The following is a 23,841-nucleotide window of genomic DNA, read 5'->3' on the forward strand; positions in this document are numbered from 1 at the left end:
CTTGCTCTCCTATCATTTGGTTAATTTTAGTATAATAGTAAAGAAGGAGATGATTATTTGAAACGTATTATCTTATTTACATTGGCATTATTATTTACATTCTCAACTATTGGATTTGCCCAAAAAGGAATAACTTACGAAGTTGATGATTCTTTTATAGTTACATTTCCTGAGACTTGGGAAGTGAAAGAGAGAGATTATAAGATTAGCTTTATAAACCTAATTTTGCCTAACCATTCATCTTCGGTATATATCTATGCATTGCCAATTAGTAATATAAAAGATTTTAAAAGCCTTGATGACATGGTAGTTCGTAGTGAAAAAGATAAAGTTTTATTATATAGCCGATCAGGTTTAGACATTAGATTACAAGAAAGTAGTAGCCTTTACATAGACAATCATGAAGCGAGACGAATATTATATTCTATCGAAGAGCATCCACCCTTTAAAAAGACCTACCATCTTGAATATAAATGTCAATATAACGAATATATCTATTCATTTATTTTTGATGGCAACTACGATGATTTAGAAACTGATCAGCTAACTATTAACGATATAATAGATAGTTGTAAACTACTAAATAAACAAGAAAACATACATGGAATTACTAATATCTTTACTGTTGATTTCCCAGAAGATTGGACTGTAAAATCGTTTCGCAATTTGGCAACAAGCGGTATCTCCCCTAATGAATTACCTAAAGTAACCATAACATTCTTTCCTATGATCCAAGAAAGTCTTAATGAATATATTGATAGGATAAAGCGTACGGAAAAAGAATCTATTCAGTTAGAAGATAGTCAAAACCTATATATCGACAATCGAGAAGCAAGATTGCTAATATATTCTGGCTATAATCCCAAAGGAGTCAAATCTTATTATATAAACTGTTATGTATATGGTGATCAAAATGTCTATTATATTTGGAGTACAGGGAATTACGATGATTTAGAAACTGATCTCAAAACCTTTGATAAGATAATATCTAGCATAAAAATACTTAAGTGACCTTCCACCAGCACTCGTTGCTGGTTTTTCCTTATCCCGCCCACGAATCTCCGCTAGTTCTTCTTTAGTCATTGCCATATGCCTGTCATTTTTAGTTAATATTGGATATAATGGTCCCAAAAGGGTTTTTTTATTTGAAACGAATATTTTTTTTCTTATTACTAATTTTAGGTTTATTATCAAATGTCGTTAATGCTGAACAAGGAATTAAATATCAAAACAGCTATTTTTGTATCATAGTTCCAGAGAGTTGGAATACGGTTTACATTCCAACTTCTATTAGAATTACATCTCCCAATGGAACAAGTAGCATATTAATTTGTCCATATGCTCAGCAGCAAATCTCGCTTGATGAAAAAGTGGCTGGAATAGAAAAAGATTATCCACTTTTTAATAGATATTTAGAGCAAAGTGGGAATTTACATATTGATAATCTGGATGCAAGATTTTCATTATATGTTGAAAAAAACTCAGACAATATAAAGGAAAAATATCTACTTAATTATGACTTTTATAAAGATCAACGCTTCTATATGATTTGGACTAATGGCAATTATGATAATCTGGAAACAGATCGCAAAGTTATTTCCGAAATAGTGTCTAGCCTCAAAGTACTACAATAATTAACTATCCATGTCCCATCAGTCACCTTTTAAACTCTAGCCCTTATCTCTTTCAGTCTAGCTCTCATACCATCTCCCCCCCAATTCCAAATACGTTGCTGCCCTCTAGCTGGTATTGGGTCTATTGCTTTGATGTTTTTGAGTAACCAGGCATAACGGCCAATCGTGTAATCACCAAATTCCAGCTCATTTCCCATAATCTTTATGTCATTTTCTAAGACAACAGCCACTCTTTTTTCATCACCTATTTTGAGCGATATTTTCCCTATTACTTTAAGGCAATTAGTTAAATCCGCTATAGCTATGACAGCTCCAAAGTGCAATTCAGGAACTATTACCCCTAATCTTTCAGCTCTGAAAACAATATGTCTAATGCGCTCATTCTTTTTATCTTGGTCCTTAGCTGCATGGATGGCTATTGGACCTCTATATTTTGTTGACCATGATCTAGTCTCTATTGTTTTTGCACCCGCTGGGATTAGTCCCGCCCACGGCTGCAGGATGGTTATTGCTTTCAATATATCTTCCTCCTTTAAACGTATATTTATTGTGGAACAAACCAACAATTAAATATACGTAATTTTCTAGGGGTTGATTTAAATGAGTAATCAGACGTTATTATGGGCAAGTTTCGTACTTTCTTGGTTATCTGTTCTTTTTCTAAAGAAAACAGAACTCAAACGTTATATGCCTGTTGCCTTGTTTGGCGGTCTTGTAGCCACGATTGTAATAGAGATGGGGATAACTTTGCATTGGTGGGCGACTAAAGAAACTGTTTTCCCGCTTGTAAATATGCCGATATTTAATTATGGCTCTTTTCTTATCGGGATTATTTGGATTTTCAAGTTCACTTATAAACGCTTTTGGTTGTTTCTTGCCACAAACGCAGTTATTGACTTCATACTCACAGGTCCCATGGATAAATGGCTTGTCAATCGAGGCATTTTAGAGTTGTATGATATTACTAGTTTTCAATTGTTTCTTGTGGCTACTGGAAACGCCATCATCTTATATTGGTATCAACTTTGGCAGGAAGGCGATGCTAGTCCGTTTCAAATATTAAAATTTTCACAAAACGTACAACCTGTTGCCAGCAAGCCCCTTAAGGATAATGAGGATTAAATTTAACCACGTTTAAACCTGCCCTCCCAAATATAACCTCACTCCTACCATCCTTATATGATGCTTATCCTAATGTTCTGTGCGATGATCGCTATGAATACAATGGGTACAGGGGGAGATTATATTGGTTATTGAATTCATTCAAAATTCAATCCTGCTCATGCTTACTCCGGTAGCAACTGTCGTGATTATATGGTTAATCTGCAAGATATTTAAAGGCCATTAAGCTCTCCTTAGGAGGGCTATTTCTTATATGCTCGGCTAATCACTCTTATTTACCAAAGATCATATTATGTATAAATATCTTTCTATGAGCAATTAGGAGGTGATAGTATAATATGGATTATCATAAATGGGGAGATCCTGATATTGAAGAGTGGAGAGAAGACCTAAACGATAGAAATGAATTCGGACTAGGGTATAATACTAGTGGTTATCGTCATTCTTGGTCATGCTGGCCTAGGCAAGACTGCTGGTATAATGATCATCATCATCAGTATAATGGTTGTTGGCCTAGATACTTCTGTTGGCCCAGACAGTCATGCTGGCCTAGAGGGAATTGTTGGCCTTGGAAAGCTTGTTGGCCTAGACAAGGTTGCTGTCCACGTTAGTATTCCATACTTATTTACTATTAGAAAGCCTTCGGGCTTTTTCTTTTATTTCTCACGCTCTAATAATAAGTATCACTCCCACCTATTTATTTCCAAAACCAGCCCCGCCCACACATCATTTTCTCCTATCGCATCGTAATTCAGCTCCCGAATCCCCTCACGGAACTCAGCTACTTGCCGAATTCGACTACCTGGACAATACTCCTCTGCTAATGACTGCAGTGTTTCTCCAGGGGAGCAAATATGTTGAATTGCCACAAGTACCAATACAAGAACAAACCGTCTCATTTTCAACCCCATCTCCTTTTAGATTTCATCTTTAGTATTTTAGTTTGACTCAGATTTTCCAAGCTACAGAATAAACTATATGTCGCAAAGTATTTATTATGCATTTGTTTTCCAGAGTTATGTTCATCTTAACCTAATAACCGGCAGGGATTTTTATAGTCACGGCCAATGTTTTTAATATCACGTAGATCTGATACCCTATCGTCGAACATTAGTTCTTTTTGTCGGAGGATTCTATGGATATTAAACGTCGTGTAAGGAACTTAGTTAAAAAGTATAACACCCGTAACCCTTATGAACTTGCAGAGTATTTCAAAATAGAAATTAGATTAACTTCTTTACCATTACATATTCATGGCTTTTATGATCGTGTTCTTAGACGCAAATTCATTGTGATTAATAGTGAGTTAGAGCCATACAAACAACGACAAACTTGCGCTCATGAATTAGCACATGCCCTACTTCACAAAGGTTGGGGTTATTACTTTATGATTGAGCATACCTTCTTCTCTCCTGGGCGCTTTGAACGTGAGGCAAATGAGTTTGCGTGGCAGCTGTTGTTTGATGAAGAAAGTTGCAGATCTGATTATGACAATGATCTTGGTAGGTATGCGCGTGAGGAAGGGATTGTTGAGTTGGTTGATTATATGAAGAATAACATAGCAAAGACACAGCACTACTAATAGATAGGCTGTGTTTTATTTTAAGGGATGTATATCTTTTAGATGAGGTAATTCCTGCCGTGATACTGTATCCTATAAGTAACAATATTTATTGAAATCATAAAGTAGCAAAACTTTAGCCTAAAAACGGTGGACTTAACAATACAATTAAGACAAAAGCAGTCTTATATCTGTCACACGACGCATGGGAGTGATTCAAATGTATTTACCTAATTGGAAAGATACTATTCATTATATTAAAAAGGATAAATGGTATTTTACTTATGGATTACTTGTTACGTTCATTTTATTTACTGGATTACTCTTTTATCATTATTATATTATTCCGCAACTACCCGCCCCACCACCGACCCCAGGAATAATGGCAGAAGAACTTTTGGGAAAAGAGTTTGGTCTTCTCACTACTTTATCAGGAACGGCACTACAACATTATGCGAGTTCTCATAAACGTACTCTAGCATATAGTCAAGGCAGCTATAAAACTAATAAAAGCTATAGAGAAATTCGTGCCTTCTATATTGAAGAAGCGAAGAAAAATGGATGGACATTTGTAACGGAAGAGCATCTTAATTCGGATTCATCAGAACATATTCAGTTTCGTAAAGATGGTCCTCAAAAAGCTGATCAATTTCATATTTATTCTTTTCAACACAAATTAAGTATTTATTACTTTTCAAATAAAAACCTTTTTACAGTAGATCTGACTTCAAATGGACACGTTATCAGCAATAACTAAAAAGGGCAGCCTACTTCATTATTAGATGCAGGCTTTTGTTTTGAATATGCTCTATTCCACAGGTTAAGATTGTTGTCGGTTCCGGTTCTGGCAGGTATGTGCGTGAGGAAGGGATTGTGGAGTTAAGTGGATACATGAGAAAATAAAAAAAAGACGCAGCACTATTCCACTAATGGATGTGCTATGTCTTTCCTTTGAGCAATTATTGACATCACATGTCTAGTAAGTACAAAAAAGAATCAGCAATTACTCTGAGATTTTCGTTCTTAGTACACTTTCCTTTATACAACCAGCATATAGGTTCTTTCATAGATTTTCTCGTGGTCAATGTTCATCTATGAATTTTTGTAATTCATAGTGCCATGCATCAGGCTCAAATGTACCAATTCCAGTTTCCTCTCCAAACAAAAGGTCTACGATGTAGCGTGGCTTTTTACCTCCGATATGCATTGCTTTGATACATGAAATGCAATAAACCACCACATTATCACAAGGTATATCATTTGAGCGTTTTTTCATCTGTTCTTTTACAAGCTCCACAGGCAAAATTCCGTAAAAACTGTCGCCACAGCAGATTGCTTTAGTACGAGTATTTTCTGGTTCAATAATTTTTATATTCATTCTTTCAAGGAGTTTTCTAATTGCAGAATGTACCCTTTCCTCGGTGCGTGTAGGACAGGCATCATGTATGGACATATTCATACCGTTATAGTCAGGAAATGAAAATGTTTTACTTTCAGCTAATATCTCCCAAAGCGATATGGTAGATATCCCATCATAAAGCTCTCTATATCGCCTGTCACAGCCTCCACAGGTGTTAATTACCTGTATGCCACTTTCGAGATTAGGTTCATGTCTACAACAAATCAGATGTTCAGGAATATCGCCTAAATCCTTATTTAAAAAATCTAATACTTTTCTAGCAAGCTCCGACTTATAAATCATAAATGCACAACCTGGTGCATAAACTTGTTGCATTACAATCCCCCTCCAACAATAATTCTAGTACAGACATATTTTACAGGAAATGAAATTATAAATCTTCCTATATTTCATCGAGTAATTTTGTGCTAAAAAATTTGTTCTTCAGTTAACTTTTTAACAGACTCACTGAAAGCTGGATTTGATTAATATGTACATTAAACAAAATCATTATTGTCAGCATACTCTTTGATCTCAGTCATGATTTAACGCTTCATCGCCTTTATCCTGCCAATCTTTGAGAAAAAAACCTATTTTGCAACAATATGTAAAAATGAGTAAAACAAAAAGACACAGCACTACTCCACTAATGGATGGGCTGTGTCTTTCTTATAGTTTTTTTCGCCGTTACCAGTGATACGGTTCTCCGTATCATTTATAACGGCGGATTATTCTAATCGCATTCAAGTCAAGGACCGTCCTTGAATAGCTCAAAAAGCAACTTAATAAAGTGTATTACTTTGAAATTAAGTGTATTAATAAAAATATTGCGAGTTAGTAAAGTTCTATAATATTGCGCTAAACGAGGATGAGATTATATATATTTTTCATATTCTTATGAGTCTATGGCGACTATATGATGCGTATAAGGTGGAAATCTATACTAATTAGATGATGTGTATAGTAGATAGGCGATAAGTGTATTTTTTTATTTTCAACAGATCCCAAGATAATCTTAGCGTATTTTTTATATTTTGCACCAGTTGTCAGAAATTCTACTACCGAAAAACATAGAAAATCCGCGCATCTGCCATTTAACTACAAATACTAAAATGATGAAAGCGCCGACACTACAATATCAATGATGGTGCTTTTTCTTAGTGGCCCAGTTAGTACTACCTGTTTTTCCGGCGTATATTATATTTGGCACAAAAGTTGCATTATTATGGAAATGTAATAATAGAAGAAGGAGCGAAATCAAGATATTATGAGTAGATATTAAAACGAGGCCATTTATTGTATAAAATGGCATGGACACATTAGAAGAATCTTTAAATAAAGATGTAAAGTTTTTTTCCATATGCCCCCTTTCAGAGATTTATGCCAAGGAATAAGAGTATGGAGGTATTACGTCATGTCACAATATCAATCTGAAGAACATTACACAATCAGAAAATCGTCTTTCCTTGCCGATAATAAACGTCATCAATGGCTATTGTCAGCCTACTTATTAATAATGATAGTGATCCATGGCATTAATATTTTTGCATCTTTCACATCCAGCGTATTAAGTGGTTTTGTTTTACTATTAACGATACTTATGTTGGTCGTTTTGTATCAGCAAAGAGCTACAAAAGAAAACACAATACCAACAATTGTTGAAAAAAAAGCAGTCTCGGCTGCGGGGCAAGAAATCAAGGCATCACTTATAGAATACTCTCTTCAATTAGATACTATAAGCGAAAAACTTTTGTTAAGTATGGACTGCTCATTACAGACAAATCGACAAGTAGTTACCAATGCTAACCAAATATCGAATGACACAGATTCGCAAATCATTGTAGTTGCTCAGGCCATGACAATTGCAGAAAAAATGGTAGAAATCATTGATAACATATTTGTTGCTATGGCAGAAGCTTCAGAAAAATTCGAAGTAACAATGTCAAGTGCTTCAGCTGGGAATCAAGCAGTACTATCGGCTACCCAACAAATGATGGTAATCAATAATGCAGTGAAACAATCAGCTAAAACGGTACAAGAATTAGGGAATAATTCAGAACAAATTGGTGAGATTGTGGAAGTCATTACTGCTATTTCTAGGCAGACGAATCTATTGGCATTGAATGCAGCCATAGAAGCAGCCCGCGCAGGTGAACACGGACGAGGCTTTGCAGTGGTTGCGGAAGAAGTACGTAAGTTGGCCGAACAATCACAGTCTGCTGCTCAGAAGATAACCTTGATTGTGAGTGAAATTCAATCTAAAACAGGGGAAACTATTCAGTTGATGCTCCAAGGTGCCACAGAAGTAGAACGAGGCAATGAAGTCATTATACGTTCAGGTGACTTCTTTAAGCATATATCATCTTTAGTAGAACAACTTAGAGGGCAAATACATCAAGTAGCTGCAAATACTTCTGAACTTGCTTCAACTGGTTATGAAATATTAGATTCTGTAAGTACCGTAAAAAACAAAATGGTTAAAAGTATCGGCTCTACCAAAGGATTAATCGAAATCACAGGAGAACAATCACACAGTGCAGCCCAAAATATTGCTATAGCTGAAACCATTGTTCAAATTGCTAGCAAACTGAAAACCACAGTAAATGTATAAATAGTTGTATCCTATCGCTCTGGTCGGCGACTAACCTTGTCAGCACACATTTAGAGTGTAGCAAAGGGTAAGTACTTTTTATGTAAATCGCGAGAATTTTGATCCTAAAGATTTAAGCTAGTATATAAGAGAAGCAGGGAGCAATTTAACTCCCTACTTCTCTTATATACTAGCTTAATTTATTCAATTACTTCTGACATAGCTTCCTTATACACCATCACTATAATGTTCGCTCTGATATACAAAATTCCGCACAAGCTAGCTTGCAGCGATGATAGCCGGAATGAAACTACTGTTTTTCCGTTCGATTTTATGTCTAGAACTAACACGGACTCCAAGACTCTTGAGAAAACTAACTATAATTAGCATCGTCACAAACATTCCTATATAAATGATACGGTTCTCCCTAATTAATCTTAAACGACTGATATAAGCTTTCTAGTCTTATGTGTTGCGGTCAATTTTACCTCCATATTTCCTCCCCCTGCCCTCTCTCATCAGATAGCGATCCCTATTCAAATTGCTCATTTAGATGATTGTGCTGCTGATGCTATTGCACCAATAAAAAGAGAGGTTCTTTAATTTATTTTGTATATTTTATTAATAAACGTTGTTGATTTTTATAAGCCCACTGCGTCGCCGTTTTATCGTTGTTAAGTTCAATACATTTATTATAGTCTGCTAGAGCAAGATCGTATTGTCCTTTAAATTCATAAGCAACTCCTCGATTATTGTAAGCGATCGCATATTGAGGGTTAATTTGAAGAGCTTTATTATAGTCATCTATTGCAAGGTCATATTCACCGATTATGTAATATGCCCAACCACGACGGTTATAAGCTGTTATATTGAAAAATTCTGTATTGTTTAACTCGATTACTTTGCTATAATCTTTTATAGATAGATCATATTTTTGCTGTTCAAAATAGGTAAACGCTCTCTTCCAGTAAAGGCCTTGAATAATAATTGGATCGCTCTGTTTTGCAATTGCTTCATTATAGGCTAATATAGCATTATCATAATCTTTATTATCACTATACTCCACACCTTTAATAAACCATTGTTCGGCAGTCAGTTCTTGTTTAGCGGCGAATACAGGAAAAGTTAGAAGTAACATTAGTAATATAATAATGCTAGTAACTAATTTGTGTGGTATTAAATTAAACATGCAAAAAAACCTCCATTTAGATATGTAATCATGCTGCATAACTAAGCTATTACATATAGTCCATAAATTAACCTTTAATTACAAAAAACAAAATATCAAGCGAACTCTAATACAGGTAAGTTTCATTATGCTGGCTGTAGGTATGTTAGGATGATGTCGCCAGGTCATAAGGTATTTTATGATAATAGAGATGAGGCTATAAATGCGGGGTTTGTGCCTTTTAAGGTTTGTAGGCCGTAAGGTTGATAGTTACTTAAATAAGAAAGACACAGCCTTGCTCCATTAATGGATAGGCTGTGTCTTTCTTCTTGTTTTTCGCGCTTACCAGGTCTATCATGAAATCTTCTCGCATTTAATATCTTAAAAAATGATTACAAACATAATCCTCCATTATGCTATATATTTATAATTTAACTAAAAAAGAATGAAATTGCCAATGTCGTACAATAGGATTGATAGCACACACTATTCGTTATTTCTCATTTTCTTTTCCTCAGGGAAGTAACAGTTTCTCCACCTATTCCCCAATTATCCGTATCTACTTCATCAATCACGACAACGGTAGTCTTCGGATTTTTTCCTAGAAGTTGAGTTGCTCCCTGAATCAACAGTGCCTTTTGTTCGGGTGTGGCTCCTTCTTTGGTAATCTTTATGTTTACATATGGCATTATGCATCACCACCCTTCTTATTTATAGCTGATGTCATCAGCACTAGTAAAGCAAGTATTAACATCACAACAGCAAAAAAGCTAGGAGCTAAGATGTTGAAGTTTTTTTGAAGATACGCTGCGACAATAGGTCCTACGATCTGCCCTAAGGCATATACGGTTGTCAATTCTCCGATAGCCTGTAATTGAGCTTTCGGCTTTACTCTGGATGCCAAGGTAATTGTTAAACTGGTTATCCCCATAAAGGTTCCACCAAATAAAGCACCTCCTACCATAGTACTAACTTGACTCGGAATTATAACTGGCAGAAGAATTCCCAGAGCCTGCGCCCCATAAGCCAGCCTCAAGCTCACTGTTATACTTGTCTTTTTAGCAATTTGCGCCCAAAGATATGTCGAGGGGGCTGCCGCCAAGCCAATTAATATCCAACTTTGGTTTGCAATATGACTGAGTTCAGGCATTGATTTTATCATTTGTATAATGAATGTGGCTGTAATGATATAGCCAATACCCTCAAGTCCGTAACTGATGAGAAGAACGTACCACTCATAATCCCTTACAAACTTATCTTGGATTCGTATCTGGCCTGACTTCCCAGCTTCAGGGCACGACGCTTTCGATAGAGTATACCACGCGACAATTCCAAAGATACTTCCTCCCAGTGCTAATCCCTGCCAGGTGGCTGTCCAACCACCTACAATATCAAACATGGGTACAAATATTCCAGTAAACGCAATGCCAATACCAACTCCACCATAAAGATATCCTGCCCAATCACTTCGTCCTTGCCCCAGAGTAACGCTTGAGGCAACGACAAATAAAATTGCGCTAAGAAACCCTGAAACTAACCTTAGTAAAGACCAAAGTAAAATATTTAACGTGAGTGACATAGCTATCAGTAAAACAATACTGGTAAGTATTCCTCCACCTAACCAGATTCGGATATACTTTCTGATCCACTGTTTTCGTGAGATATAGGCCCCAATCAGATAGCCTAGATAATTTGCAGAAGCCATAACTGCGATATCCCATTCGGTTACTCCAATATCCCTTTGCATCAGCGGAATAATTGGCGTAAACCCAAATCTCGAAATCCCCATGGCTAAGCTCAAGGCGCAAATTCCACCTACAAGAGTAGAAATATTACGGTTATTTTTCGATTTCGTCGCCTCCTAGCCAAATAATATGATTATATGTTACTATAGAAAAAACACTAACAGAAGCGATTCATTTCTATTGCAGCAATCGGTTTTATCTATAAGGAGCTGACGAAGATGGATTTAGAAGATATAAAAGTTTTCCGCGAAGTAGTATTGCATGGTTCCATGACCCAAGCAGCAGAAACTCTAGGATACGCACAATCCAGTGTTACTGCACGCATACGAAAACTAGAAGCTAACTTAAAAGTGAATTTATTTTATCGTAATGCCAAAGGAGTGCAGCTCACTCCCTCCGGTCAAATTTTCCTAGAGTACGGCTCAAAAATTACACAACTCACGGAAGAATTATACCTCCTCTTGAGTCCAAGTGAAGTTCCAAACGGATTACTGCGAATTGGCTCTATGGAAACAACAGCCGCAATTCGACTACCTTCGCTGCTCAAAAAATATCATTCCTTATATGATAAGGTCGAATTATCACTTCAGACTGGGCCTACCGAATACTTAATTAATCAAGTTCTGAATTACGAGCTCGATCTGGCCTTTGTCGCAGCGCCTGTCAATCATCCAGAAATCACTGAAATCGAAAGCTTTAGAGAAGAGATGGTTCTGGTTGCCGAGAATAAAGAAAATATCCAAGATATTTTGGATATTATAAGAAATAGAACGATATTAGTTTTCCGCCCTGGCTGCTCTTATCGATCATTGCTTGAGCGATATTTATTGGAAAGCAAATCGATACCTTTGAGGCGTTTTGAATTTGGATCTCTGGAGGCTATTATTGGCGGTGTGTCAGCTGGTATCGGAATCTCCTTATTGCCTAAGTCTGTTATAGAAGATAAACTTCAATCAGGCGTTCTAATCGCTTATGAATTGCCATCTCATCTACGAATTTGCACAACAATGATAATACGAAGAAAAGATGTGATACAAACAGCGGCCATGGCTAATTTTATTGACTTAATAAGTACCTAACACTAGCCACTCCACAGAGGGTACGGGTGTTTTAAGATAGTCGGGATGAGGCGGTTCACGCGGGGTTTGTGGCTAGTAAGGTTTGTAGGCCGTAAAATTGATAATTGCTTTTAATAGAAAAGACACAGCTCTGGTCCATTAATGGATAGGCTGTGTCTTTCTTATAGTTTTTCGCCGTTACCAGTGATAAGGTTCTCCGTATCAAGTGTAACAGCGAATTTAATTAAGTCTATTATAATTGCATTGCTTCTCAGCTCAACGGAACTCATCCCTTCGATTTTCTAAAACTGCCGCTTTGTAAACAATCGAAAACTAGAGCATTTACTGACTTTTAAGCCGTTACTTTCATTGAGAAAATAAAGATAATGCTGATTAGAGCAATCATCATACCCGGCGCCGTCCGTTTGGCAATTTCGATTGGACTTACGCCTGCCAGTGTCGCACAGACAATGGCCACACCGGCTACCGGCGACATCGTCCGCCAAACGCACCGGAAATGGTAGCCAGAGAACCCAAGAAGTACCTATACTAATTGTAACATTAATCTAAGCCTTCTAGATATTTCATTACCCGCTCCCCGATTTTCGTCCGATTGGTATTTTTATCTTGATACATGGCATCATCAGCCTGACGTAGAACCTCACTCACTCTAAACCCCTTCCCTAAGCTACAGCCTATGGAAATATACAATGGTAGCGAACCCTTATTCCTTCTATATGCTTGGATTTTAGCGGTAATATCTTCACGCAACGTATTCATGTTCTCTTCTGTGGCATCCCATACTAGAAGAGCAAATTCGTCACCGCCAATTCGCGTCGAAATAATTTGCCTATCGTTAAACGAGATCGCTTGTGCCGCTGCCTTTAATAGTGCATCGCCAGTATGATGTCCTAAGAAATCGTTAATTTGCTTCAACTTATCCACATCACAGATAATAATACCAATATCCCGGTCAGACGTAGCCATCTGATTGATTTGAAGTTCGAAGTAAGCCCGGTTATACAGACCAGTTCCGGCGTCATGGTAACTCATATATTCTAGTTTACTTTCCCATCTTTTTCGCTCACTAATGTCAATAACACTTCCCAAGATAGCTTTCTTGCCATTGATTATACATGTGCTGGTAAGTATATAAACATCGATAATAGTACCATCTTTGTGAACAAAGCGAATCTCGTAACTATAATGACCTATATCGCCATCCATTCTCCTTTGAGCTTTATCCAGAACAAATTCTCTATCGTCAGGATGAACATACTCAAGAAAACTACTCAGCTGTTTCACTTCTTCCATGGTATAACCAATCATTTCTTCCATCTTTGGGTTTAAATACGTTATCTTTCCGTCCACTAAAAAAGAAACGCCAACAAGGGAATTCTCCACGAGGCTTCGGAATTTATCTTCTGCCTCTATGAGTAAATTATTCACTTGGTTCAGTTCATCAATAGTGGCAATTAATTTTTGCGCCATGGAAATAAAAGCTTTGTTCAAGTACTGTAATTCCTGAGGAGCTTTTGAAAAGGAGCCTTCTTGGTATGATACTACACCATAATCTCCACTTTCTACTTTATTAGCCATTGCTACTAGATCGAAAACCGGTCGGTTTATTCTCTGTGTAAAAGCGGTGATCAGATAAACTAAGATAACTAATAAGGCGAGATATACCAAGCCTAATATGCTAAGATTTTTGTAGAGTGGGGCCAAAATTTCAGCCTCATCTACTTCGGCTATTATGGTCCAATTGGGATTTCCAATTGCGGAGAACGCGCCGAACACACGTTGTCCGCGGAAATCCGTGTATACTTCCGACCCCGACTTTCCTTGTATTGCCTGTTCAAAACCGTATGTCCCTTTTACGCTAATACGCCCATTCGTATTTGGTATTCCACGAGTGGCAACGTCACTCGTCAGTCGCGTTGGTGTAACCATTATACCGTTTCGGTCAACGAGATAGCTTTCTCCTGTTGACCCGAATTGAAACTGCTCCATAGTTTTGCTAATCGTGGTTAATTTTACCGACCCAGCAACTACTCCTATAACATTGCCACCTCGGTCGAATATAGGAGATGAAAATAAAATTACTGGTGTATTCGTGACTCGACTATAAAAAACATCTGTAGTATACGAACTTCCAAGTAAGCCTTGCTTAAAGTACTCCCGGTCTGAAACGTTAGCGCCATCGTATGTCAAGCCATTTACATCTATAAATGATAACCACCAGAATTCTGAGTTGTTACGTGAAAATGTCTCAATATTTTTCTTTATTACTTCTACATCTCCATCTTTCGTTGACTGAAGCTCAGAGAACGTTTTTATCTGCCCAGCATGATTATTGAACCAATCCTCGATCATACTCCGTTGAATCTTGATAGTCTGTTCAAAGTTTTTTAAGATGTAATTGCGGGTTGTTTCAACTTCGCGTGAAACGAAAATGAAAAAGAACAGTGTAAAAACACTGATAGATGCCAATAAAAGTAGTCTAGTAAAGCCGGGAATTGTATTATAGGATAACAATCCATTCATCTTTTTGTAAAAGGTGGTCATTGAATAATCTCCTATATATTATTTATAATCGATAATATTCGACTTTTTGCAAACAAACCCTTTCTCAATTTTATGGTAGACAGCTTTTCCTTTAGCACCTCGCGGTCAGTGGCATACTCACGGAGTTCAGCATAGTCGTCTATTCCAACAGTGTCGATATGTCCCAAACACAGAAGCTCTTAGATGCTGCCCCCTTTTTACCCCGGACAACTGCAACAACATTTTTTCGTCCTAGGTGATCGCCGCTTATCGGCAAAAGCTGCAGTTGCTCAGGATAACGCTGAAAGTAGTCCATTCGCCGGAAAAATTCATAATTTTTCGGCTACATCTACTTCCCCATGAGTCCCTACTACACTTCTAATTTTCCCTCCGAGTTCAAGCACACTCTCCAACTCCTATTTATAATAATTTTGTTCATAATCCTGTCATAAGAAAGGCTACAAAAAACCTCTAGTAGTAAAAACTACTAGAGGTATGCTCAGCAATTATATGCATCCTGGGTTATTTACCAAAACCGCCAGCCCGAATTATTAATAGCTTATTTTATACGTAATATCAGCCTTTCCTTCTACCGGTTCAGTAGGTATCTGTGGCAGTCGAGCAAAGGTCAGTATCAATGTGTAATGCTTGTGAATAGTCGAAAGATTGCGTATAGGTATGTAATGATCGGTATTGGCTGTAGCGTAGATCATTACGGGCTCTTTTAAAGCTAACGGATATTTCCGTTGGCTTTTTATTTTTTTGACGACATTGAGGACATGAAAAAGCGAGGTCAGCGGATTTTTTACGTCCACTGACCTCGATGTCATTTGATCATCTGCGATGTCTTAGACTAGGAGCGTGTCAACAACCCCGTCCCCCTGTCTTGCATCTCCCTGGCACCTTCCTACATTTTCTAATCGTCCGTAGAATAAATCATTATAGGTGCTGTAATATTTATTTCATCTCCAGATCTAAGTACAATATTTACTTTTAATAAATCTCCTTCAACCTCTTCTATATCTAATGAAATAACATTAACCCCCGGTCCCCATGGTTCCCTTCGATTGACTTCTACGTATACCACATTTTCGAATTTCAACAATGCGTTATATCGCCCTTTATCATCCATAATTATAGGCAGTTCAACAGTTCCGCTATCATAATCACAAATAATCTTCGCTACGAACGCATCATGGAAATTTATTTTCTGTAGCTTCGATTTTTCACTTACGATTAGCACATTCCATCATCCCCCTTTTTTATTCTGGGACTCTATCGCCTGGATACATATGGTCGTTACCAGAAACCGTCTTTACCAGCATAGTTGCCTGCTTGTTAGGTTACACTGGCATAAGTAGAATCGGTTTTACCTTGACTTACAGAACCAATTACGCCACCTTTAGGGCCTGTACTAAATCCAAATCCACTATTTTGATTCTTCGCGGTATAGTCATCTGTATCCTGCTTGCTGGTTAAGGGGGTAGTTGTCCTTATTATGGAGGGAATGAGTCGAAGTCATTTTAATTTTAGAGTTACTCAGATGTTTCTAGATTAATTGAAATGGAAGAGAAAAAGCTAGGTCAGTGGATTTTTTACGTCCGTTGACCTAGCTTTTTCATTGAATCCTATAACTTTAATACGCAGAACGTCCCCAAATATCACTTGTCACTTGCATCTACTTCAATCACTCTTGGGACAAGGAACCTGTCCCCTCAGTTTCACCATCGTCATCGTAATGTTTTCCATCTGGAGCTGTATCCGTTGTATTATATATGTGCCGATTACCATAAACTATCATCAGTTCCTTACTCCTAATAGTGTTAATGGCATGAGTTATAAAAAATACTTTTTTGCTACTTTTATGCACTCCTCTAGTGATTTAGGGAACCTTTCACCAAAGCTGTCAATAAAGACTCTTTTTATAATTTCTCCCAAATCATAAGCATTGTGTAAATTACGATTAAAAATTCCTTGTATTCTTTTTATCTCATAAGCATACTCATCAACTATTAGTGGATGTATATCCATAGGATTCCATTCATTTATTATAGTTATCAGTTTTTCGTCCATTATTTCCTCCTACTCACCAAATAAAGCTTTTGATAGAGCTTTATAGGCATCATCATAATATCTTTTAGGAATTACTGTTACAAGGTATCCATCTGTCCCAAGAACTGCCGCTCCATCTGGGGTGAAAAACAAATGTTTTCTTCCTCCCGCTTGTTCTAATGCCTTTCCATTTTGAACCCAAGAGTCAACCATTTCCGATGTAACTCCTCTTTCAGCCATTCTATCAGCTCCATGCTGAGTTTGTAGTGACCAATTTACTTTAGTTCCTGGGTTTTCTACAAGCACACCAGCTTTTCCGAAATTATCTCCAATTTGCGCAAGTTTACTCGACCACTTACCTAAACCAGTTCCTCCTATTAAAAAGCCACCTGCTGTAGTCCAATCAGATTCAAACTGATGTTTATCTACTGCTTCTTGAGTAACACCATTTACTGCTCTCGCATAAGAAATTGTCGTTGGACTAGATATATGGTCAACCAAATTCGCCCATGTTGCATTAACATCATAAGCATTAGCTGCAAAAGCTACATTCCAGTCATAAGCAACGTTTGTCTTCAAGAAGTTTTTAAAATCTTGACCAACAGTACCGCCTTCCATATCAGTAAAATCATTAAAATGATAAGGAGAGTCAGACCCGTTCGCATTACCCCTACTACTGCTCCAATACTCCTTAATCAAATCTACAAGTTCTTCTTTTCCTGCACCATCATTTACAGCTTTAGATAGTTTATCTTTAAAGCGGACAATCTCATAATCATATAATGCATTATTCTTCGTACCGCTAGCTGCAGTTGATCCACCAGTTTGTGCATCTCCTCCAACTACTGCAGCAGCAGCAGCACCTATAATAGCGCTCGCCCATTGATGCATATCAGGATTATCTTTAAATTTGTCTTTTAGTTCTTTTTGAACCGCCTCATTTAATCCAGCACCAACAGCTCCTGATAAAGCATTTCCGCCACCCATATCAGCCATTACTGCTCCGACAAAAGCATGTAGTGCTATCTTTTGAGGACTTCCTTCATCCCAACCATTGGCCTTGCTGATTATATGAATTTGTTCAAATGCTACTTCACCAAATACCTTAGCTAATTCCTGCTGTTCTTGAACAGTTTTCTTATCAAATATCTTGCCTAAGGCATTTAATGCCCCTTCTGGATCACGGCTAAGTTTCGATAAGTCTTGAGTTGGATTGCTACGTACTTCAATCGTACCAGGAGAAATAGCTGATTTGGTTGTGCTGTCTGCATCTCCTGATGCTTTTACCCCAATATTAGGAGTTAAACCTTTTTCGTTTAATTTAGCGTCTTTTCTAGTATCAAGATTTACCCCTACACTACTTGCGCTGTACTCCGCCTTATTTTGTATATCAGAGTAAGTAAGAGTATCTGTGCTAATCTTGTTTTTATCTGGAGTAGCGTCGCTGGAAATGACCGCACCTTTCAGGTCAGTATTCTTACTAACAGTGATATTAAAACCACCGTCACCAGCATAGATGCCTGCTTGTTCTGTGACACTTGCGTAGGTAGAGTCAGTTTTGCCTTGGTTTACAGAACCAGTTGTACCGGCTTTAGGTCCTGTACTAACTCCAATTCCACTGCTTTGATTCTTCGCTGCGTAGTCACCTGTATCCTGCTTGTTGGCTATATTGGCAGGTATCTGTGGCAGTCGAGTAAAGGTCAATGTCGTTTGTGTAATGCTTGTGAATAGTCGAAAGATTGCGTATAGGTATGTAATGAACGGTATTGGCTATAGCGTAGATCATTACGGGCTCTTTTAAAAGCAACGGATATTCCCGTTAGTTTTTTATTTTATGTGCTAAAAAAAGAAGGTCAGCGGATTTTTACGTCCACTGACCTTGTCTTTCTTATTACCCATTATATTTTTCCGTAAACGTCCGCATTAGATAATTTCTGCAAAATTTTCACATAATTTTTTTAATAATTTGTGGTTTTCTTTCTTTACAGCATATACATAATTCCAAACAAAACTATCGGAACTATATACAAGTACAAATTCAAATTCACCATAACTTAACAAACATGCTTTGCCTAACTCATCTTCTGTTTCTTTAACAACTTTTACTCCTTTAATTTTTGCGAATTTTTCCAATATCAAATTGAAATCTTCTTTTTGCATCAACCCATCAAAGATCAGCTCTACATTTCCATTATCAAGCGATACTTCTGCGATTTTCAACTTCATAGTAATCTCCTTTATTTTATCTACTCTATCCCAAGTGATTTATTTACGCTAGTTCTTGACCGTTGTGCTGCATTTATAATTTCATGATATAAAGCATCACCTTGAAATCCTTTTTCAGTATACTTTTGAGCAACTTGTTCCCACGTTAAATTAGGGTCAGTTTTGTTTAGAGATGCTGCAAGTTCTCTATCTCACGAGAAATATCCATTAACAACTTTCGTTAACTCATCGGAACCATTTTCTATATTTGTCAGGTAATTTATAAAAAGCTCATCTATCTCTATCTGCTTAAAGACACTTAGATATTTAAACGCAGACAACAAGGAACTACTTTTATTATAACTACTTAATTCTGTTGATGCATAATTAACAACATGATTTACAAACCTATCACACTTGTATTTCATTAAAGCATTTAGAATAAAATCGACTTCGTCCTCTTTATTACTACAAAGAATATCTTGGATTTCTTCTTCTGTTAACTCTTCTAGATAAAGAACTTCCTTAACGTGATTAAAATTTTTAATTGCTACGATTTCGTCGTTGTAAAAATCTTCCCAGAAAGAATTGTAACAAATTTCCATTGGCATAATCCAGTAGTTATTCTTAGTCTTTTGATTAAAAATCCAAGTTGAACTTAGTTTATCTGATACAATTTCAAATAAGCTCGCAGGGTAAGGAACTATACTATTGTCGTCATTCTGTAAACGAAATTTAATATATTCTCCTGAAACAGATGAATTGTTGCTAAACTCCATTGCGAAAACAATATAACTTTTGTGTAACGTCAAATTAAGTTCCTTGCCATTTGAATCTATGTACTTAATTTTCACCTAATCACCTCACTCCTAATGGTCTAAACGATAGTTTATTGTGTCCGATATAGTTTCACTAGCAAAGAACCAGTTACTCCACCATTAGATCCTGTATTAAATCCTAATCCACTGATTTGATTCTTCGTTGCGTAGTCATCTGTATCCTGCTTGCTTACTATGTTGAAAGAGATCTGTGACAGTCAAGCAAAGGTCAGTATCGGTTGTGTAATACTTGTGGATAGTCGAAAGATTGCGTATAGGTATGTAATGATCGTTATTGGCTGTAGCTAGCTTAGATCATTACGGGCTCTTTTTAAGGCCTAAAACAAAGAGGTCAGCGGATTTTTGTCCGTTGACCTCTTTGTTGATTGTTTATTTTTTTATCCCCTACCGTATCATTTTATCTAGTACAAATCTACTAATTGTCCCTCCATTTATTGAGATTTAACTTTAAATTTGAAGCTGTATATTCTATAAATTCTCTTATCTTTACTTTAATCATATCTGGTTGAGTCTTGGCTAATATTCGTAATTCTTCAATACTATTGTTTTTTTCTACCATATAATCAAAATGTTGCGTACTTGCTTCAAGAAATGATGTTCTGTCCTTAAGAAATGCAAAAAATGTTTGATCGGCTAATTCAAATTCTTCAAAATATAAGTAACTATACGCCAAGTATTCTGTTCGAATCGTAGGTGCTATCAAGTAAGGATTTCCAGGAGCCCAACTATTAACGAAGGAAATAATACCTTCGGGATGTCCGACCTCTTCAAACCACGGCAATGAATCTGTTCTTAATTGTTCTAGAATTTGTTTAAACTCTTTTTCTAATTCCACTTCATCATCAACTAAACCCCATCCAGCTCGCCTTTCATTAATATGTCTCAGGCGAGCTCCAAAACCCAGATTAGGTCTCTCAAAAGGAATGTATAACGGTTGAATTACTACATTGCAATAAAAACCCCCTGGTGGAATTTCAAAGCAAATTATATGCAGTACGTCTTGCTTGACCCTAACTAAAAGGGTTGGCTTTAAAAATATGAACTTATTCTCTTCTGCAAATGACTTTAGTTGTCTTTTTATCAGCTTCCGTATTTTTTGTCCATACGTCACAGATTCTTCCTCCTAAAATTACGGTTTGATACCAAATATCGGAGTATTTGGCCCAGCCGATCCTGTTTTACCCTAACTGAATGAACTAGTTAAGCCACCTTTAGGGCCTGTACTACTGCTTTGATTCTTCGTTGTGTAGTCATCTGTATCCTGCTTGCTTACTATGTAGGCAGAGATCTGTGACAGTCGAGAAGGTCAGTATCGGTTATGTATGCTATGGTTGTCGTAGGCATGTAATGAACGGTATTGACTGTAGCGTAGATCCTTACGGGCTCTTTTAAAAGCTAACGGATATCCCCGTTAGTTTTTTATTTTATGTGCTAAAAAAAGAACGGTCAGCGGATTTTTACGTCCACTGACCTCGTTTGTTCTCGAATAGCGTTATACTTTTGAAATAATAATTTGGTTGCAAGAAACTTCAACACTCATAGGTGGCATTAATATTTTGCAATTTAATACTTCAAATTCATCAATAATACAATCTACAACTTCAATATCTTGAATGAAATACGGTATTTGGGGAATAGTCAGTTTCCTAAGCGGTTTTTTTCTATCACTAACATCAGTTGTAAAATTGACCTTCGAGCAACCAGAAAACAATAGCTTTATATTATTATCTGCATCTTGAAATATAATTGTCACCTCATCACCAAAATACTCAGCAGTTATTTGTAATACTCTAGCATCCCAATAATGCAATCTTTCAATTTCCTCTTGTATCTGTCTTGCTTTCAAAATATTTCACCTCAATTCTGATATGGTATATGGCCATCTGAACTTTTCCTATCGACAATATTTAAATCAGCATCCAATGAATTACCCTTTTCATCGTAGAGATGGACATGATCATAATTCGTAACTTTATCTGGAGGATCGATTCTCATACGAACGTTTCCATCAGCATCCCTAACATGCACAAAACCATTATTTTCAGTATACTTCCAGTCATTTGGTAATTTTTCAAGGATTTCACTTTTGGACATATTAGCAATTTCACTTGCATTAATCTTTCCTGCAAAAATTTTTTCAATTTCTCTGCCTAGTCGTACTGATCCACGTTCATTTTTTACATTGCTACGTACTTCAATTGTTCCTTCAGCAATCGCTGATTTTGTTGTACTATCCGCATCTCCAGAAACCTTCACGCTAATGTTAGGTGTAAGCCCGGCATCTTTTTTCTCGGTGTCTTTTCTAGTGTCCAGGTTCACTCCACTGTTGCTTGCGCTGTACTCCGCCTTATTTTGAATATCAGAGTACGTAAGAGTACCTGTGCTAATCTTATTTTTATCAGGTGTAGCGTCGCTGGAAATGACCGCACCTTTCAGGTCAGTATTCTTACCAACAGTGATATCGAAACCGTCTTTGCCAGCATAGATTCCTGATTGTTCTGTGACACTTGCGTAGGTAGAATCTGTTTTCCCTTGGTTTATGGAACCAGTTGTGCCGCCTTTAGGTCCTGTACTAAATCCAATTCCACTGCTTTGATTCTTCGCGGTATAGTCATCTGTATCCTGCTTGCTGGATATATTAGCAGATCTGAGTCGGTTTCCGCTTGTAATGCTTGTGGGTTGAAGGATTGCGTTTAGGTATATAATGATCGGTATTGGCCGTAGCGTAGATCATTATGGGCTCTTAAAAAGCTAACGGATATCCCCGTTAGCTTTTATATTTAATATGAGGACATCAAAAAGAGAGGTCAGCGGATTTTTACGTCCGGTGACCTCGCTCTTTCTTCTTTTATATAATTTAAGCCTGATCCTATAATTTTTCTCATATTTAAGCAAAAGCTCTTATGACTTTAAATACTTCTTGAACCAGTCAACTGCCGAAGTTGATGCCTTAATAAATGCATTTCCACTATAAACACTGAAGTGACTACCTTCAACAACAACCAATTGCTTCGGTTCTCCAGCAAGTGCGAAGCCCCTCTTTTGAACATCGGTCGGACACACATTATCATGATCTGCAACAATCATCAGTAATGGCGTTGGAGATATAATATGAATGTATGTCATTGGAGCATATTCTTTGTTAATGTCTATAGATTCCGCAGTAACTTTATTTTCCCAATTAGGGGCTGTCTTAGCAGCTTCTGTAAACCACTCATAAGATTCTTTTTGGCTAAGACATGAAGGCTGTCCCTGCGGTGCAACTACAGGGATATATTGTACTATACCTGTAGTATACTCATTGCTCCGATTTTTAGCGAACCATTCTCTCATCCCTTCCAGCGCTTCAGGTTTAGCATTTTGATAATAAGTTTCCCAAGTGTAGGATGCTGGAACTTGAGCAACTACTGCCTTTACACGCTTATCAAAAGCAGCTAAATGTAACACATGACCACCACTCAAAGAAGTGCCCCAGAGACCCACGCGCTGAGAATCAACCTCCTTTTGAAGGGATACCCAAGTAATTGCATTACGGTAATCCTGTTGCTGATCATAGTAGAAGAATTGCCCTCGGGGTTCTCCTTCACTTGCACCAAAATATCGATAATCGAAAACCAATACAACAAATCCAGCTTCGGCAAATTTCTCTGCAAATTTATCAAGTCCCATCTCTTTTACAGCGCTCAAGCCATTAGCCATAACAATTGCAGGTCTTTTTTCTCCAGATTTCACATCATTAGGGATATAATACCAGGCTGCACAATCTAGTCCCTGGCTTTTGAAAGTTACATCACGCCGTTCGAAGTCATTGCACCAACCTTCACGTGGAAATAATGTGATAAGAGTCAGAACGATTATTCCTATTAAGCCTATTCTTGATAAACTTTCTTTCAAGAGTACACACCTTCCTTTGTCCATTTTTAT

The 23,841-nt window shown here is 37.1% G+C and carries 24 protein-coding genes and 1 pseudogene; 8 read left to right on the top strand and 17 right to left on the bottom strand.

Annotated elements, in window-relative coordinates; translation table 11 throughout:
* The first annotated feature begins 57 nt into the window (after window positions 1-57).
* Window positions 58-1,011, top strand: coding sequence for a hypothetical protein (locus UFO1_RS11415; protein ID WP_038670898.1), 954 nt, complete (start codon window positions 58-60; stop codon window positions 1,009-1,011).
* A 134-nt stretch (window positions 1,012-1,145) separates the two neighbouring features.
* Entirely contained in the window at window positions 1,146-1,634 is a 489-nt protein-coding gene (locus tag UFO1_RS11420; protein WP_038670899.1) for a hypothetical protein, read from the top strand.
* A gap of 29 nt (window positions 1,635-1,663) precedes the next feature.
* Here UFO1_RS11420 and UFO1_RS11425 read toward each other — a convergent pair whose 3' ends face one another.
* Window positions 1,664-2,152, bottom strand: a complete 489-nt coding sequence (locus tag UFO1_RS11425; RefSeq protein WP_038670900.1) for an ASCH domain-containing protein — start codon at window positions 2,150-2,152, stop codon at window positions 1,664-1,666.
* A gap of 82 nt (window positions 2,153-2,234) precedes the next feature.
* On the opposite strand from UFO1_RS11425, the gene UFO1_RS11430 reads away from it, so the two are divergent.
* Both UFO1_RS11430 and UFO1_RS11435 read left to right on the top strand, forming a co-directional pair.
* Window positions 2,235-2,756 carry a hypothetical protein gene (locus UFO1_RS11430; protein ID WP_038670901.1) on the top strand — a complete coding sequence of 174 codons (522 nt, stop codon included), beginning with the start codon at window positions 2,235-2,237 and terminating at the stop codon, window positions 2,754-2,756.
* A gap of 338 nt (window positions 2,757-3,094) precedes the next feature.
* Window positions 3,095-3,367 (top strand): hypothetical protein, encoded by a 273-nt coding sequence (locus UFO1_RS11435; RefSeq protein ID WP_051788907.1) that lies wholly within the window; start codon window positions 3,095-3,097, stop codon window positions 3,365-3,367.
* 72 nt (window positions 3,368-3,439) lie between these two features.
* On the opposite strand, the gene UFO1_RS11440 is transcribed toward UFO1_RS11435, so the two are convergent.
* On the bottom strand, window positions 3,440-3,655 hold the full coding sequence (locus UFO1_RS11440; protein WP_051788908.1) for a hypothetical protein: 216 nt from the start codon (window positions 3,653-3,655) through the stop codon (window positions 3,440-3,442).
* 236 nt (window positions 3,656-3,891) lie between these two features.
* Between UFO1_RS11440 and UFO1_RS11445 the strand changes: the two genes are divergently transcribed.
* Window positions 3,892-4,338, top strand: coding sequence for an ImmA/IrrE family metallo-endopeptidase (locus UFO1_RS11445; protein WP_038670902.1), 447 nt, complete (start codon window positions 3,892-3,894; stop codon window positions 4,336-4,338).
* 199 nt (window positions 4,339-4,537) lie between these two features.
* A complete protein-coding gene (locus tag UFO1_RS11450) occupies window positions 4,538-5,074 on the top strand; it encodes a hypothetical protein (RefSeq protein ID WP_038670903.1) in 537 nt (178 codons plus the stop codon).
* Window positions 5,075-5,398: 324 nt separating this feature from the next.
* On the opposite strand, the gene UFO1_RS11455 is transcribed toward UFO1_RS11450, so the two are convergent.
* Complete coding sequence (locus UFO1_RS11455) at window positions 5,399-6,052, bottom strand: (Fe-S)-binding protein (protein ID WP_038670904.1); 654 nt, start codon at window positions 6,050-6,052, stop codon at window positions 5,399-5,401.
* Between the two features lie 1,078 nt (window positions 6,053-7,130).
* Between UFO1_RS11455 and UFO1_RS24765 the strand changes: the two genes are divergently transcribed.
* On the top strand, window positions 7,131-8,327 hold the full coding sequence (locus tag UFO1_RS24765) for a methyl-accepting chemotaxis protein (RefSeq protein ID WP_051788909.1): 1,197 nt from the start codon (window positions 7,131-7,133) through the stop codon (window positions 8,325-8,327).
* Window positions 8,328-8,910: 583 nt separating this feature from the next.
* Here the strand turns inward: UFO1_RS24765 and UFO1_RS11470 are convergent.
* The 3 genes from UFO1_RS11470 to UFO1_RS11480 form a co-directional block, all read right to left on the bottom strand.
* On the bottom strand, window positions 8,911-9,495 hold the full coding sequence (locus tag UFO1_RS11470; RefSeq protein WP_051788910.1) for a tetratricopeptide repeat protein: 585 nt from the start codon (window positions 9,493-9,495) through the stop codon (window positions 8,911-8,913).
* 479 nt (window positions 9,496-9,974) lie between these two features.
* On the bottom strand, window positions 9,975-10,163 hold the full coding sequence (locus tag UFO1_RS11475) for a 4-oxalocrotonate tautomerase family protein (RefSeq protein WP_038670906.1): 189 nt from the start codon (window positions 10,161-10,163) through the stop codon (window positions 9,975-9,977).
* On the bottom strand, window positions 10,163-11,275 hold the full coding sequence (locus UFO1_RS11480) for a YbfB/YjiJ family MFS transporter (RefSeq protein WP_236639390.1): 1,113 nt from the start codon (window positions 11,273-11,275) through the stop codon (window positions 10,163-10,165). The genes UFO1_RS11475 and UFO1_RS11480 overlap by 1 nt, the downstream gene beginning before the upstream one ends.
* A gap of 162 nt (window positions 11,276-11,437) precedes the next feature.
* Between UFO1_RS11480 and UFO1_RS11485 the strand changes: the two genes are divergently transcribed.
* Window positions 11,438-12,298 (top strand): LysR family transcriptional regulator, encoded by an 861-nt coding sequence (locus UFO1_RS11485; RefSeq protein ID WP_038670908.1) that lies wholly within the window; start codon window positions 11,438-11,440, stop codon window positions 12,296-12,298.
* 331 nt (window positions 12,299-12,629) lie between these two features.
* On the opposite strand, the pseudogene UFO1_RS24895 reads toward UFO1_RS11485, so the two are convergent.
* The 11 genes and pseudogenes from UFO1_RS24895 to UFO1_RS11535 all read right to left on the bottom strand — a co-directional run.
* A pseudogene (locus tag UFO1_RS24895) lies at window positions 12,630-12,814 on the bottom strand (C4-dicarboxylate ABC transporter); the annotation flags it as partial.
* A gap of 24 nt (window positions 12,815-12,838) precedes the next feature.
* Complete coding sequence (locus UFO1_RS11490; RefSeq protein WP_038670910.1) at window positions 12,839-14,842, bottom strand: diguanylate cyclase domain-containing protein; 2,004 nt, start codon at window positions 14,840-14,842, stop codon at window positions 12,839-12,841.
* Window positions 14,843-15,737: 895 nt separating this feature from the next.
* Entirely contained in the window at window positions 15,738-16,064 is a 327-nt protein-coding gene (locus tag UFO1_RS11495; protein ID WP_038670911.1) for a hypothetical protein, read from the bottom strand.
* A gap of 593 nt (window positions 16,065-16,657) precedes the next feature.
* Window positions 16,658-16,894 carry a DUF1871 family protein gene (locus tag UFO1_RS11500; protein WP_038670912.1) on the bottom strand — a complete coding sequence of 79 codons (237 nt, stop codon included), beginning with the start codon at window positions 16,892-16,894 and terminating at the stop codon, window positions 16,658-16,660.
* Window positions 16,895-16,903: 9 nt separating this feature from the next.
* Window positions 16,904-18,577 carry a DUF4258 domain-containing protein gene (locus UFO1_RS11505; RefSeq protein ID WP_038670913.1) on the bottom strand — a complete coding sequence of 558 codons (1,674 nt, stop codon included), beginning with the start codon at window positions 18,575-18,577 and terminating at the stop codon, window positions 16,904-16,906.
* Window positions 18,578-18,796: 219 nt separating this feature from the next.
* The gene (locus tag UFO1_RS11510) at window positions 18,797-19,099 is read right to left on the bottom strand and encodes a hypothetical protein (protein WP_038670914.1); all 303 of its coding nucleotides are present in this window, start codon (window positions 19,097-19,099) and stop codon (window positions 18,797-18,799) included.
* A gap of 191 nt (window positions 19,100-19,290) precedes the next feature.
* Window positions 19,291-19,932 (bottom strand): hypothetical protein, encoded by a 642-nt coding sequence (locus tag UFO1_RS11515; RefSeq protein WP_038670915.1) that lies wholly within the window; start codon window positions 19,930-19,932, stop codon window positions 19,291-19,293.
* Between the two features lie 400 nt (window positions 19,933-20,332).
* Window positions 20,333-21,028, bottom strand: coding sequence for a hypothetical protein (locus UFO1_RS11520; protein WP_038670916.1), 696 nt, complete (start codon window positions 21,026-21,028; stop codon window positions 20,333-20,335).
* A 381-nt stretch (window positions 21,029-21,409) separates the two neighbouring features.
* Window positions 21,410-21,763, bottom strand: coding sequence for a hypothetical protein (locus tag UFO1_RS11525; RefSeq protein WP_038670917.1), 354 nt, complete (start codon window positions 21,761-21,763; stop codon window positions 21,410-21,412).
* A gap of 11 nt (window positions 21,764-21,774) precedes the next feature.
* A complete protein-coding gene (locus UFO1_RS25745; protein ID WP_236639392.1) occupies window positions 21,775-22,236 on the bottom strand; it encodes a hypothetical protein in 462 nt (153 codons plus the stop codon).
* A 582-nt stretch (window positions 22,237-22,818) separates the two neighbouring features.
* Window positions 22,819-23,835 carry an alpha/beta hydrolase gene (locus tag UFO1_RS11535; protein ID WP_158442798.1) on the bottom strand — a complete coding sequence of 339 codons (1,017 nt, stop codon included), beginning with the start codon at window positions 23,833-23,835 and terminating at the stop codon, window positions 22,819-22,821.
* Window positions 23,836-23,841: the final 6 nt, after the last annotated feature.

The organism is Pelosinus sp. UFO1, assembly GCF_000725345.1.
GTDB lineage: Bacteria > Bacillota > Negativicutes > DSM-13327 > DSM-13327 > Pelosinus.